The sequence below is a fragment of the Bradyrhizobium sp. 1(2017) genome, from assembly GCF_011602485.2.
Lineage (GTDB): Bacteria > Pseudomonadota > Alphaproteobacteria > Rhizobiales > Xanthobacteraceae > Bradyrhizobium.
The window spans coordinates 3195663-3208299 of sequence record NZ_CP050022.2; the positions used below are offsets into that span (position 1 = coordinate 3195663).

Consider the following 12637-nt stretch of genomic DNA (forward strand, 5'->3'; position numbering starts at 1 on the left):
ACAAAAAAATGGCTGAGATGAATATGCCGGCCGCGGGTGCGGAATCATCGGCGGACAACAAGCAGATGGTCAATGCGATCATCGCGTCGGTGCTCGGATGGGCGCTCGATCTCTTTGATTTGTTCATTCTGCTCTACGTGGCGCCGGTCGTCGGCGCATTATTCTTTCCGTCGAGCAATGCGGCGTTGTCGCTGGCCGCGGTCTACGGCTCGTTCGCCGTCACGCTGTTGATGCGGCCGCTCGGCTCGGCGGTGTTCGGTCACTATGCCGACGTGCACGGCCGCAAGCAGGCCATGCTGGTCGCCATCGTCGGCGTCGGCCTCAGCACGGCGGCGTTCGGCCTGCTGCCGACCATCGCGCAGGTCGGCGTGATCGCTCCGATCATCTTTCTGCTCCTGCGCCTCGTGCAGGGCGTGTTCGTCGGCGGCGTCGTGGCCTCGACCCACACCATCGGAACGGAATCGGTCCCGCCGCAATGGCGTGGCGCGATGTCGGGCCTGGTCGGCGGTGGCGGCGCCGGCATCGGTGCGCTGCTCGCGTCCTTCATCTTCCTGATCACGTCCTCGATCTTCCCCGGCGATGCCTTCGCGGTGTGGGGCTGGCGCTTCATGTTCTTCTCTGGGTTGCTGAGCTCTCTGCTCGGCTGGTTCATCTTCCGGAATCTGGAGGAGTCCCCGTACTTCAAGGAATTGAAGCGCCAGCAGGGCAACAAGCAGGCGAAGGTCTCGAAAGCCCCGGTCAAGGAGGTCTTGTCGGGTGAATATCGCGGCGTCCTGCTGATCAACCTGCTGATCACCTTCGGCGGCGGCGCCGGCTATTACCTGACCTCCGGCTATCTGCCGAGCTTCCTGAAGGTCATCAACGCGGTTCCGAACCAGACCTCCTCGCTGATCCTGATGGGCGCGAGCGTCTCGGCGTTCTTCTCCGCGGTGCTGGTGGGAGCGCTCAGCGATCTCATCGGCCGCAAGAAGACGTTCCTCCTGATCGGCGTTCTCGCGGCTGTGCTGCTGCCGCTATGCTATCTGAACCTCGCCGGCACCAAGGACACGACACAGATCACGCTCTATGCGCTCGCCATCGCCTTCATCGGCAATGCGGGTTACGCGCCGGTGCTGATCTTCCTGAACGAACGGTTCCCGACCGCGCTACGTGCGAGCGGTACCGGTCTGTCCTGGAACATCGGCTTTGCGCTGGGCGGCATGATGCCGACATTCGTCTCGCTGGTGAGCGGCAGTCCGGCGGAGATTCCGATGTCGCTGGCCTACTTCGCGGTCGGAGTGTTCCTGGTCTACCTGATCGGTGCGGTCGTGATTCCCGAGACCAAGGGAAACTTCCGCTGAGGTCAATCGGCGCGGCTGCACCTGTGGCCGCGCCGCCGGATACGTATCGAGACGGGAATGGATGAGCTGCATTTCGACGATGTGATCGTCGGCGGGGGATCGGCGGGCTGCGTGCTTGCCAATCGGCTTTCGGCGGATGGACAGCGCCGCGTGCTTCTGATCGAAGCGGGGATGGACACGCCGCCCGAGGCAACACCACCGGAAATCCTCGACAGCTATCCCATGACGCTGTTCTTCGGCGACAGATACATCTGGCCCGGCCTGTCGGCCGCGGCCGGCCGCAATGCCGAGGGCCAGCCGGTCGTTCGTGCCTATGAGCAGGGCCGGGTGATGGGCGGGGGCTCCAGCATCAACGTGCAGTCGGCCAATCGCGGGCTGCCACGTGACTATGACGAATGGCGCGACCTTGGCGCGCGCGGCTGGGGTTGGGCGGACGTGCTGCCGTACTTTCGCAAACTCGAGACCGATCTGGATTTCGACGGCCCGCTGCATGGCAGGAGCGGTCCGATCCCGATCCGCCGTATCGCGCGGGAGGCGATGCCGCAGTTTGGCCTCGCTGTGGGCGAGGCATTGTCGGCAACGGGCCTGCCGTTTCGCTTGGATCAGAACGGAGAGTTCGAGGACGGGATTTTTCCGCCGGCCTTCTCGAACCGCAACGACCGCCGTGTCTCCACCGCCGCCGGCTATCTCGACACCGCGACGCGGGCGCGACCGAACCTGACCATCTGGGCCGATAGTGAGGTCGAGCAGCTTCAGGTCGACGGCCGCCGCGCGACGGGTGTGGTGGTTTCGCGCGGCGGACAGAAACTCACGGTCGATGCTGGCCGCGTGATCCTGACCGCGGGCGCGTTGCAATCGCCGGCGATCCTGATGCGGGCAGGCATCGGTCCGGGGGCAGCGCTGCAGGCGCTCAGCATTCCCGTCGCCATCGATCTGCCGGGCGTCGGCAGCAATCTGCGCGATCATCCGGCGCTGACCTTCTGCCAGTATCTGCCGCGCCAATTGCGGCTGCCTCTTGCGCGGCGCCGTCCCAATTTCGCGGCGATGCGATTCTCGTCGGGACATCCGGGCTGCGATCCCTCCGACATGTACATCACGGCCTCGGCCCGCGGCGGCTGGCACGCGCTGGGCAGGCGGCTTGGCCTGTATTTCCTCTGGTGCAACCGGCCCCATTCGAGCGGCACGCTCACACTGGCGACGTGCGATCCCAGGACCGATCCGACCGTCGATTTCAACCTGCTGTCCGATCCGCGGGATCTCGAACGGCTGGTTGCTTCGGTCCGGCTGCTCGCCAGGCTGGTCGTTCATCCCGCGCTCAACCCGGAGGCCGACGATTTCTTTCCGGCCTCCTATTCCCCGCGGATCAAGCGGCTGAGCCGGTATGGCACGGCCAACCGCATCATCGCCTCCATCCTCGGGCCGATGCTCGACGTGCCTCCGGGGCTCAGGCAGTTGCTGATCCGACTCGTGCTGCTGAATGGCACCGCCTTCCGGGCGACGCTCGCGGATAACCGCGCGCTCGAAGCCTTCGTGCGACAGAGTGTGTTCGGGGTCTGGCACCCCGTGGGCACCTGCCGCATGGGCGACCCCACCGACCCGATGGCGGTGGTCGATCCCGCGGGCAAGGTGATCGGCAGCGACAACATCTTTGTGGCGGACGCTTCGATCATGCCGCGGCTGCCGACGGCCAATACCAACATTCCGGTGATCATGGCAGCCGAGAAGATCAGTGATGCTCTGCTGTCACGAGATCCAGCCTTGCTGCGCTGACGCACTCTGTGTCGGGCCCGTCAACCCCTTCCAGCAAAAATATTCCACTTTACCGAAATTCGGAAACGGCGTATGTGTCACCCATCCCGGCTCACCCTTGAGGGGCGGTCATGTGTCGTGTGATCGCAGGGCCGGGCTTGCGGTGGACGCAGCAGCGTCGTGCGCGAACAGCCTGAGGCAGGGCGGATTGCTCTCCGTGAGCTCTCTAGGTTTCGCGTTGACGAGCGGCGCTGTCAGGTTCGTCGCGTCATATTCCGATGGCAACGTGCACAACGCCGTCGGACCCTGTGGCGCCAACGGGCCGTGCGTACGGCAAAACCGTGTGGTCCTGGCCGCAAGCACTATCTCGGATCACGTTGAAGTGCAGAAAATATTCTTTCTCTCAGCGGCTTACGACGTCTTTGCTGACGATGAGAGCATCATGCCAAACTCGCCAGGCCCCAATAGGCCCTAGTTCAGACAGGGCGCAAGCGTAGGATCGCTGCGACGGTCGCCATGTCCGATTTGCCTCCGAAGGCGGAACCATTGCGGTTAGGTCGGATGCTAAAGGTGAACCAGATGCCGACGGCGCGGCTTCTATACGAAGGGCCGGGGGTCCAAAGCTTGGTCATCGCCAATTGTGTCTCCGTCGGAACACCATTGCCGAGCGGCCGCCGGCACATGGATGCTGCCGAACAGGCTCACCGGCGATTGGTTCGGCTCCTGCACCGAAGATCGCGGCATTTATGGCGCGCGACACACCTATATGACGATAGCATCAATCCCCTTCTGACGTTTTGAGGCTACGAGCACGCATTGGAACAGTCAGCAGAGCGGCCACGCTGAACGCCGCCGCCATCCAGCTAAGCCATCGCACTCCGCCGTCGGCGATAACCAGCGCCCCCACTGCCGCACCCATTGCGCTTCCCAAATAGATGGCAGACGAGTTCAGCGATAGGCTGACCGGGGCCAAGCTCGGAGCCAATGCAACCAGCCGCGCCTGCTGCGCTGTCGTTAAGCCCCAGCTGGCCAAGCCCCACAACAAGACGGCCGGCAGCAGCGCCAACATGGAATATGTAGGTTTGAGCGCTGCCCCCAGTGAAAGGGCAAGATACGCCAGAACGGTCAGGCCAGCACCCGCGATCACCGCATGTCTCGCGCCCCACCGGTCCGCGAAGACTCCGCCGAGCCGTGCTCCAGCCGCACTTGTAAGCCCAAAGCCAAGCAACACCAACGCCAGCCCATGCGGCCCTATCCCAGCGACATCGGCAAGGAAGACTCCCATATACGTGTAAACCGTGAAGGTTCCGGCTACCGTAAGCACGGTCGTCACGAGGACGGCCAGCACATCGGAGCGCTTTGTTAGCGCTACGCGCTCGGTCAGGCTTGCGCTCCTGTCGGGAGCTAGGCTTGGCAATCGGCCAATAATCCCGAGGAGCGAGAGCGCCGCCAATCCGCCCACGCCGAGAAAGGTGGCGCGCCAGCCGAGTCTCTCGCTGACCAATACGCCGAGCGGCACACCGGCGATGATCGCCAACGTGAGACCGTTGGTCACCACGGACAAAGAGAGACCACGCCGCTCCTGCCCGCCAAATGTTGCGGCATACCCACTGGCGGCTGGCATAAAGGTGGCCGCGGTCAACGCGAGCAGCAGCCGAGCCATCAACAACTCGACATAATTTGCCGAGAATGCGGCCAGCAGATTAGCGATACCAAAACCAGCCATGGCGAAGGCCAAGAGGCGGCGTCGCTCCAACCCGGCCGTCAGCACCGCCATTACTGGGGCACCGACCGCATAAGCGAGAGAGAAGGCTGTGACCAGATAGCCGGCGGCGGGAAGACCAACGTCCAGGTCTCGGGCCAGGGCAGGCAACAACCCGGCGATCATGAAACCCTCAGTGCCGATCGCGAAGGCGCCAAGAGCCAACCAGATAAGAGCGTTCGGAGATTGACGCATCGAAACCTCGCATCAGAGGCGTGCCGAAAGCAACGAGTTGAGTGCATCCACAACGGTTACCGCATCGCAGCTCTCGGCAGGGTGGTTCAGGTTCGCCACGGCGCGTTGCGAATGAGAGCGCACGCTCCTGGCAGATGAAACGCGGGATCGTGCTGATGGATGTAATCGAAATTAACTGTGCCGAGGGTCGTCAGAGGCTTCTTCAGGGCAGAGCAGGTTTGAGCCTGGATAAAATCATTCTTGAAATTCTCGCCGCGAGGAAAGGCGGCGAGAACCTGGTCGCGTTGCTCCGGCGTGTATTCGTCGTATCCAACTCCAATGACGTCGAGGAGGACCCCCGCATTTGTCAGAGCAATCTCGGGCCGCATGTATTGGGGGATGCCCGGCGTCGTATGAAGAGCGATGGCTTCCCAGACCAGATCCGCTTTCGGGTCGGGAATGCCATGGCCACGGAGGAAATCGCGCGCCGCGTCGGCGCCATCAACCTCAAACCGCTTTGAATCTGTATGATAAGCGTCGACGAGGCCCAAGTCATGAAACAGCGACGCGACATACAGCAGTTCAGGATCAAATTTCAGCTTCTGGCGAGCACCTTTCATTGCGCCAAAGAGAAAGACGCGAACCGAATGGTTGAACAACAGCTCGGACTCGTACTGTCGCACCAGTTCGGCGGCTTCGCGCGCGATTCTGCTGTCGGGGATCTTGATATCAGATAGAGTGCCAGTCATTGTCTAACTCCTGTTCATGTGTGTAGTTCGTAGCTGTCCGCCGTGAGCTGAGACGGATCGCTGGGATCTGACCGCGCTCCGTCGAAGCCATTCTCGCCGCGCCGGACGCGATGCGTTGAGATCAACGTGACAGCAGGATCGGAATAGACGCCTGCATCAGCAACGTCCGCGTTACGCCGCCGAAGATCATTTCCATGGAGCGAGCGTGGCTGTAGGCGCCGATGACGCTCACAGCCTCACCTCGCTATCTCGGCAATGCCGGGTGAGATGGTGTGTTTTAGCGAGCGTCCAAAAATGCTGCGAACAGTCCACGCATCTCCGCCGCGGGTCATCCCGCGCGACGTGCAGCGCTGTCGGCTTGGTACCTGGGGAAGTCCGTGAAACCCACCTCGCCGTGTCGCGTGTAATAAGCGGATCGGTCTGCTACGGCTAACGGCCAGCCGTGCATGAGACGCTCGGGCAGGTCAGGATTCGCGATGTAGGATCTGCCGAAGGCTATTAAGTCCACCAGCCCGCTGTCGAGCGCAGCTTGGGCGCGCTCGCGGTCGGTGAAGCCGCCGCACCAGATGATGGCGCCGGGAAACACTGCCCGAGCTTTGGCAAGCAGAGCGTGGTCCAGGTACCGCGGCCTGAATTGCGCGGTCTCCATGTTTCCTTCGGGCAGTAATTCGTAGAGCAAGTGAATGTACGCGACGCCGCGGCGCCCCAATTGCTCTGCAAGGTAAAGAAGCGCCTCCTCGACAAGCGGCTCTTGCGTCATGGAGTTGTACTTGCCGAACGGAGAGAGGCGAACACCCACGCGCCCCGGACCAAATTCGGCCACCACCGCATCGACGACTTCCATCACGAAGCGCGTCCGATCTTCCATGCTGCTTCCGCCGTAGCGGTCGGCGCGCGTATTGAGAACGGAGTTCATGAACTGCTCGAACAGATAGCCGTTGGCCGCATGAAGCTCGACACCATCGAAACCAACATGCCGTGCATTGGCGGCGGCTTTAGCGAAGGTGCCGACCATCGCCGACACCTCATGCGTGGTCAGCGCCCTGGGCGTCTCTGCAGGCATATAGCCCAACCGTCCGTCCGGTCCGTGAGCGAACACCGACGAGCCCTCTGCCCGTTGCCCAGTCGCGCCCACCGGGGGCTGGCCGTTTGGTAGAATCGAGGAATGGGCCATCCTGCCGACATGCCACAACTGCTGAAAGATCGTGCCGCCTTGACGGTGGACCTCATCGGTTACCAGGCGCCAGCCCTGCATTTGGGCTTCCGAGTGGATGCCGGGTGTCCTCGCATAACCGTGTCCGGACGGATCGACGTCGGTGGCCTCGGCAATGATCAGGCCGGCACTTGCCCGCTGTCCGTAGTAGGTCGCCATCAGCGCATTCGGGACGTCTCCATCACTCGGATGTTCGCCCTCGGACGTTCGCGTGCGGGTCATGGGCGGCATGACGATGCGGTTCTGGAGGTTGATCGGGCCTAGATCGAAGGGGTCGAATAGGGAGGACATAAGACAGCTCCATTGGTCAGGACGAGGTTTGGTGCTGCGGATGAGTTAATCCCTCTCGAGAGGCCTATTAGCCGCTTCAAACTCGACACACTGTAGCTGTTATCGCTACAATAAGCTCATGGACACCCGTTTTGATGGCATTTCAGAGTTCGTCGCCGTGACGCGATTGGGTAGTTTCACTGCCGTGGCTGCAGAGCTTGGCACGACCAAGTCCGCAGTAGGACGGGCGGTGTCGCGGCTTGAGGCCCGATTAGGGTCCAAGCTGCTACACCGGACGACACGCCGTCTGACCTTGACGCCTGCGGGTGAGGCTTGGCTCGAGCATTGCGCCGCGGCACTTGCCGAGCTCGATCGCGGCGAGAGCGCACTCATACTCGCTCGGGACATGCCGGGCGGCCAAGTACGGATCGACCTGCCGACGGCGTTCGGCCGTCTGTATGTGATGCCAGTGCTCCTCGAAGTCGCTGAGCGCTATCCGGCATTGCAACTCAACGTGAGCTTCACAGACCGAAACGTCGACGTTGTTAACGAAAATATCGACCTCGCAGTGCGGATCGCCGACCTCGACGACTCGGCTGACTTGGTCGCTCGTCAGATTGGCGTGCAACACGTGGTGATCGTTGGAGCGCCCGGCTATCTCGCAAGACGAGGGATTCCCCGTTCGGTATCCGAGCTTGAAACTCACGATTGCATCGTAGGACGACGGCAGGGAAATCGCATTGCGTGGTTGCTGAAGCAGCCGGATGGCTCAATCGCGCGGCATGTTGTCTCTGTCAAACATGAATTCCAGGATTTCGAGACGGTGCATAAGGCAGTAAGAGTAGGACACGGCCTGGCGCAGCTTCCCCAATGGATGGTCCAAGATGACATTCGAGATGGAAGACTGCAGACGGTCCTGGACGGAATGTCAGGCGGCGAGGTTCCGATCAACATACTTTGGCCGCGCTCAAAAACCCTGCCGGCCAAAATAAGAGTCATCGTAGATGGATTGGTTCAAGGGATGCGCGAATCATCGCGTGCTATCGTTTAGGCGATGCTGCTTTCCGCGAATGCTCCCTTGGTGTCGAGTATTCCTCGCGTTTAAGTCCCGTGCCGCCGTCGTCCCCCGCCTCGTCCTCGATCCGGATTGCGCGCGTCGTTGTCGTTGATGGCCGTCTGCCACGTGACCACTTCATCGCGAAACCAAAGCCGTCTGTTCGGGCTCACGTACACCGAGCGCGGAAATTTTCCCGCGCGCTCCAACCTGTACAACGTGGTACGCGAGACCGGCACGAGCTCGAGCACCATGCGCCGTCATCATGGGGCGCAGTGCGAGGTCATCGTGTTTGCCGTTGTCATTGCCCATGGACAACTCGACGTCTGGTGAAACAGCGTGGCGGGGACGATAGCTCGCCATAGACTTCTGTCGAGCGAATAGTCGATCACATCCGCGGGACTAATCAAAAGAAAGCTGTTTGAAAAAATTCCTGTGCTGCAGCGACTCTTTTAATTTGTTTTCTTTGGTGAGCTTTTCTCTGGGTGCGAAATGTCTTGCGTCGAAGTTCAGCCGATCCAATGATCGCGTGTAGCGAGGCGGGTGAAGGCACTCGCTGTAAATGCGAGGAGTGATGAGCATGGCATGTCGGTCGCGTCAGGAGAACAGCAGGCGCAACCCGGTGCCGCGAGCATCTTGGACCGTCGACGAGTTCCGTTCTGCAGTCGGCATCTCGAGATCGACCTACGAACGAGCAAAGCGCGAGGGGTGGGGGCCGCGCGAGATGGTGCTCGGCCGTACGGGAATCAGAATTGCCGACGAGGCTGTTGCTGACTGGATTCAGGAAAGAGAGAAGAAGGCCGCTGCAGATGTGAGCCGGCGGAATCGTCGCCTCGAAGGGGACGCTGCGGCCTGACTGGGAGCTGCGTGGAGCCACGCAGCGAGCGAAAGTACCTTGAGCCCGTCGGCGCAGCCTCTGTTGGCTCAACGGCTTATCGGCGGGGACAAAAAAGTTGAAGTCGAACACGTCCGGGTTTGCCGCTCCGCCGGACGAAGTCTCATTCCTGAAAGTAGCGGCGCGGCAGCTGGATGCAGTGCCAGTGCATCCAGCCAAAAGGAGACCTAAAATGCGTGATTTCATTATTGTAGTTGAAACGAGCGCCCGCGTCAAAGCAGGGCATCTGCACGATCTCTTCGAGCGTGCTAAGAGCATCAGCGCCCGCCTCGATGTTGTCTGCACAGGAGTTGCAGGCGAGCTCAACCAGTTGGAGCGCGGCGAAGATGCCTCAGACTTCATCGATCATTTCGCTGATGAGCTCCTCGAAATCGAACGTTCACCACATTTAAACCTTAAGATTCTACGAAGAGGGGTCACCCCACAGGCGGCAGGACCATGCAAACAGCCTTTGTATGGAAGTCATCCGGGGACTTCGGGCAATGAAGGTTTGGCAGACCAGCTGCCTCGCGGCTGCGATCGCATCGTTGGGACTTTATCTGGCCGCGGGTAACAGACCGGGCGCGACGGTGCCGGATGTCATGCCGGAAGCTGCAGCGAACATAGCGGCTCCCGCGAACATGACGGCTCCTGCGAACATCGTGACGCCTGCCTTGTACGCAGACGCATCCGCCAGACTTGCGGCAGCGCTTCGGGCAGAAGGAGCAGAGCCTGGCTCGGTGACGTCAGCCGGCTCCGGGCCGTTGAGCACCGGAGCCGAGATCGTCGATGAGCCCGTCGCGCCAAAATTGGGGTCGTTGGGACAGGATATTGTCCAACCGCTCCCGGCAGAACGCGATGCCTCCAACGATGCTCCGAAAGCGGCGTCGACGCAGGATTTCCGTTATCTAATCTACTACGTCTGGTCCGAACTGCCGCCTGCCGAGAAACCGGCACAGATCGTCTTGCGTGCGTTCAAGGACATTCCGGTCGGAACGCCGACCGAAGAGATCAAGCGCGCCTCCGACGCGTTTGGTCTCGATTTCAATTTCATGATGGCGGTTGCCAAGATCGAATCCGGTTTCAACCCCAATCAACGTACTGGGTCGTACATCGGTCTTTTTCAGCTGAGCCATTATGAGTTCGGGAAGTTCGGCTTCGGGCAGATTCGCAGCCCGCGGGACAATGCCGTCGCAGCCGCCTACAAAATCATTACCGAGGGGGTTCAGTTCGGGTGGATCACGCACCGAACGCCGGACATGAGCGATCTTTACCTGATCCATCAGCAGGGCTGGGAAGGCGCCGCCGAGCACATCAGCCGGCCCGCTCGCGCCGCCTGGAAATCCATGTGCGCCACCAGCGAAGGCAAGGAGAAGGGTGAGAGGTGGTGCAAACGCGCGATTTGGGGCAATGCACTTCCGGCGTTCAAGCGCACTTGGAAATCGGTGGACAACGTGACGTCAGAGGCGTTCGTCGGCATGTGGCGCGGCCGAGTCGCCGAATTCTACACGAAATATGTGGCGACCGCCGCTGCGGCGGCAAGCCAATAGTTCCGTTGTCGGCTTGCATTGCCTTTAGCCGCCATGGAGAAGCAGACCCAGCTGGATAGACCAAGTCCGCTTATGGAATGGACGTCCCCGCAGGCGAGCTTTAGGCCGCTACCGAGGCACAAGCGACATTATTCGCTGGTCCACCTGTTCAATTCTGAGTACACGCCAAGGCGACGGTCAGTGGTTCGCACCATTAGGGGAGGCATGGGGATGCGGTTGTCTATCCTTGCTGTTCCAGCGCTTATCCTGGCGGCTTCCGGCTCAACTTGCATTTCTGCGGCGTTGGCAGCTTCGGAATGTTCGAGATCAATGGAACTGGCGGATTGGGGTGAGAACTCGACCGCTGACATCAGCGTCACGCCTGGGAGCAGTTGCGTTTTCCCGATCACGGTACGCGGCGCGGCCAGTAGCTCGGAGATCTCGTTGAAGCCTGTGCATGGCAAGTTGAAGAAGCTCAACGTTGCAACTTACGAATACAAGACGAAGGGCAGATTCAAAGGAACCGACACCTTCGTCATTAAGGCAACGGGTAAAGGGCCTAAGGCGTCCGGTACGTCGATAATCACGGTCCACGCGACGATCAAGTAGGATAAAGCGGCGGCATCTAACTTGCCTGGACGGCTTGGAAATCTAAAGGACTGGATCATGCGGACGACGCGGGTGCCCTGGACGGGCAACCATCACTGGGTTATGCCGTCGCGCGACAACGTCGTCGTGGCCGAGATGACGCTCGACAACTGGGTTAAGCTGTCGGCAACCAGAACTTCTGGTGACTGACGCTGTTGAGGCCCGCAACAGAATGCGCGCCAAGAGACGCAAAGGGATACGGCTAGATCGGCGTGCATGTTCCAAGGCAGGCTCGGCCAGCTTTGGCAAATTGTCCCGGCGTCACGACTACGATTTTGATGGTTTGAAAGCTAACTCCCGGTTGCCGTTGCCGGTCTCTACCGCGCAGTGCTCGGCTTCGATAATACTTTGATCGCGGCTCGCTGCGCCTCTGTAGGAAACGGCGGGTCTCTTAGTAGATTTATTCTCGCGAACACTACGCGCCTATGGCCGGGGGGCCGCGAAACTCACTTGCGACTCGTACTGTAAAGAGGAATCCAGCGTATGAAATCGCAAATCGGTCGGAAAATGCCATTCAACGATTGTTGCCGTGAAACGAGGTATCATTCCGACGTTGATCGCCGTGAGCGTTTACGCACAAAATAGACCTAGAGATTTCCTTTGACCGAGAGGAGGGGAAAGAAAAAATTGCAGAAAAGCATGCTTTGCGAATGCGAGCGGAGGAGGGCAATCTCGCTTACATTCGTGAGTTCGTTGATCGCTTGGACGGCAAGGCCGTTCAGGTTGTTGACCGGCGCGACGTGCCGATTGAGGAGCTGAGCGACGCTGAGCTGTATCGGATCGCTGCCGGTGGCGGACTGAACCCGGACATGATGCTGCTGCCGCCGCCGGTAAAGTCAGGTCGGACGAGCCGAGTTGAGAACAGCAATGTTCAGGCGGCCTAGCATTCTGATGACCTGATTCGCCTGCCACTTGCCACCTCGCGGCGTAGTCACCCCACGTTCATTCAAGATGACCGAGATCCGCTTGGCGGGCAGGTCGCGTAGCGGTGCGAGAATGGGCCGGAAATGCTCGGCATGCAGGTCTGCTTCGGCCTTGCGGACCTGACCGATGGTGGCATTGCCTAGGATCTGACCGCGAGCCTTGGCCGCGGCCAGGGCTTCCCTGGTGCGCTGGGCGATCCGCTCGCGCTCCTTCTGGGCTACGGCGGCATGAATGTGCAGCATGAATGGATCAACGTCGGGACCGAGCTCGGTGACGATGAAGGGGATGCGCTGCACCATCAGGCCGCTGATGAAGTGAACGTCACGGCTCAGCCGGTCGAGTTTGGCGATG

The 12637-nt window shown here is 60.7% G+C and carries 12 protein-coding genes; 7 read left to right on the forward strand and 5 right to left on the reverse strand.

Annotation, left to right across the window (positions count from 1 at the left end; all coding sequences use genetic code 11):
• The first annotated feature begins 8 nt into the window (after positions 1 to 8).
• Both HAP40_RS14795 and HAP40_RS14800 read left to right on the forward strand, forming a co-directional pair.
• Positions 9 to 1340 (forward strand): MFS transporter, encoded by a 1332-nt coding sequence (locus HAP40_RS14795; RefSeq protein ID WP_166817115.1) that lies wholly within the window; start codon positions 9 to 11, stop codon positions 1338 to 1340.
• A 57-nt stretch (positions 1341 to 1397) separates the two neighbouring features.
• Positions 1398 to 3110 (forward strand): GMC family oxidoreductase, encoded by a 1713-nt coding sequence (locus HAP40_RS14800; RefSeq protein ID WP_166817114.1) that lies wholly within the window; start codon positions 1398 to 1400, stop codon positions 3108 to 3110.
• 757 nt (positions 3111 to 3867) lie between these two features.
• On the opposite strand, the gene HAP40_RS14805 is transcribed toward HAP40_RS14800, so the two are convergent.
• The 3 genes from HAP40_RS14805 to HAP40_RS14815 all read right to left on the reverse strand — a co-directional run bounded on the left by HAP40_RS14805 (position 3868) and on the right by HAP40_RS14815 (position 7278).
• On the reverse strand, positions 3868 to 5046 hold the full coding sequence (locus HAP40_RS14805; protein ID WP_166817113.1) for an MFS transporter: 1179 nt from the start codon (positions 5044 to 5046) through the stop codon (positions 3868 to 3870).
• 86 nt (positions 5047 to 5132) lie between these two features.
• Positions 5133 to 5774 carry an HD domain-containing protein gene (locus HAP40_RS14810; protein WP_166817112.1) on the reverse strand — a complete coding sequence of 214 codons (642 nt, stop codon included), beginning with the start codon at positions 5772 to 5774 and terminating at the stop codon, positions 5133 to 5135.
• A 328-nt stretch (positions 5775 to 6102) separates the two neighbouring features.
• On the reverse strand, positions 6103 to 7278 hold the full coding sequence (locus tag HAP40_RS14815) for an alkene reductase (RefSeq protein ID WP_166817111.1): 1176 nt from the start codon (positions 7276 to 7278) through the stop codon (positions 6103 to 6105).
• A 118-nt stretch (positions 7279 to 7396) separates the two neighbouring features.
• Between HAP40_RS14815 and HAP40_RS14820 the strand changes: the two genes are divergently transcribed.
• On the forward strand, positions 7397 to 8308 hold the full coding sequence (locus tag HAP40_RS14820) for a LysR family transcriptional regulator (protein WP_166817110.1): 912 nt from the start codon (positions 7397 to 7399) through the stop codon (positions 8306 to 8308).
• A 50-nt stretch (positions 8309 to 8358) separates the two neighbouring features.
• On the opposite strand, the gene HAP40_RS37320 is transcribed toward HAP40_RS14820, so the two are convergent.
• Positions 8359 to 8565, reverse strand: coding sequence for a helix-turn-helix transcriptional regulator (locus HAP40_RS37320; protein WP_166817109.1), 207 nt, complete (start codon positions 8563 to 8565; stop codon positions 8359 to 8361).
• A gap of 813 nt (positions 8566 to 9378) precedes the next feature.
• Between HAP40_RS37320 and HAP40_RS14825 the strand changes: the two genes are divergently transcribed.
• The 4 genes from HAP40_RS14825 (at position 9379) to HAP40_RS14840 (ending at position 11512) form a co-directional block, all read left to right on the forward strand.
• On the forward strand, positions 9379 to 9759 hold the full coding sequence (locus tag HAP40_RS14825) for a hypothetical protein (protein ID WP_166817108.1): 381 nt from the start codon (positions 9379 to 9381) through the stop codon (positions 9757 to 9759).
• Complete coding sequence (locus HAP40_RS14830; RefSeq protein ID WP_166817107.1) at positions 9689 to 10735, forward strand: transglycosylase; 1047 nt, start codon at positions 9689 to 9691, stop codon at positions 10733 to 10735. The genes HAP40_RS14825 and HAP40_RS14830 overlap by 71 nt, the downstream gene beginning before the upstream one ends.
• Before the next feature lie 210 nt (positions 10736 to 10945).
• Positions 10946 to 11323 (forward strand): hypothetical protein, encoded by a 378-nt coding sequence (locus HAP40_RS14835; RefSeq protein ID WP_166817106.1) that lies wholly within the window; start codon positions 10946 to 10948, stop codon positions 11321 to 11323.
• Positions 11324 to 11380: 57 nt separating this feature from the next.
• Complete coding sequence (locus HAP40_RS14840; RefSeq protein WP_256380441.1) at positions 11381 to 11512, forward strand: hypothetical protein; 132 nt, start codon at positions 11381 to 11383, stop codon at positions 11510 to 11512.
• 686 nt (positions 11513 to 12198) lie between these two features.
• On the opposite strand, the gene HAP40_RS14845 is transcribed toward HAP40_RS14840, so the two are convergent.
• Positions 12199 to 12585, reverse strand: coding sequence for a recombinase family protein (locus HAP40_RS14845; RefSeq protein WP_246741102.1), 387 nt, complete (start codon positions 12583 to 12585; stop codon positions 12199 to 12201).
• Between the last annotated feature and the right edge of the window lie 52 nt (positions 12586 to 12637).

What these genes read in the sequence shown, in the direction of transcription:
- HAP40_RS14815 (WP_166817111.1), bottom strand. Translation starts at nt 7,278, where the DNA reads ATGTCCTCCCTATTCGACCCCTTCGATCTAGGCCCGATCAACCTCCAG.
- HAP40_RS14795 (WP_166817115.1), top strand. Translation starts at nt 9, where the DNA reads ATGGCTGAGATGAATATGCCGGCCGCGGGTGCGGAATCATCGGCGGAC.
- HAP40_RS14845 (WP_246741102.1), bottom strand. Translation starts at nt 12,585, where the DNA reads ATGGTGCAGCGCATCCCCTTCATCGTCACCGAGCTCGGTCCCGACGTT.
- HAP40_RS14835 (WP_166817106.1), top strand. Translation starts at nt 10,946, where the DNA reads ATGCGGTTGTCTATCCTTGCTGTTCCAGCGCTTATCCTGGCGGCTTCC.
- HAP40_RS14810 (WP_166817112.1), bottom strand. Translation starts at nt 5,774, where the DNA reads ATGACTGGCACTCTATCTGATATCAAGATCCCCGACAGCAGAATCGCG.
- HAP40_RS14840 (WP_256380441.1), top strand. Translation starts at nt 11,381, where the DNA reads ATGCGGACGACGCGGGTGCCCTGGACGGGCAACCATCACTGGGTTATG.
- HAP40_RS14825 (WP_166817108.1), top strand. Translation starts at nt 9,379, where the DNA reads ATGCGTGATTTCATTATTGTAGTTGAAACGAGCGCCCGCGTCAAAGCA.
- HAP40_RS37320 (WP_166817109.1), bottom strand. Translation starts at nt 8,565, where the DNA reads ATGGTGCTCGAGCTCGTGCCGGTCTCGCGTACCACGTTGTACAGGTTG.
- HAP40_RS14820 (WP_166817110.1), top strand. Translation starts at nt 7,397, where the DNA reads ATGGACACCCGTTTTGATGGCATTTCAGAGTTCGTCGCCGTGACGCGA.
- HAP40_RS14830 (WP_166817107.1), top strand. Translation starts at nt 9,689, where the DNA reads ATGAAGGTTTGGCAGACCAGCTGCCTCGCGGCTGCGATCGCATCGTTG.
- HAP40_RS14805 (WP_166817113.1), bottom strand. Translation starts at nt 5,046, where the DNA reads ATGCGTCAATCTCCGAACGCTCTTATCTGGTTGGCTCTTGGCGCCTTC.
- HAP40_RS14800 (WP_166817114.1), top strand. Translation starts at nt 1,398, where the DNA reads ATGGATGAGCTGCATTTCGACGATGTGATCGTCGGCGGGGGATCGGCG.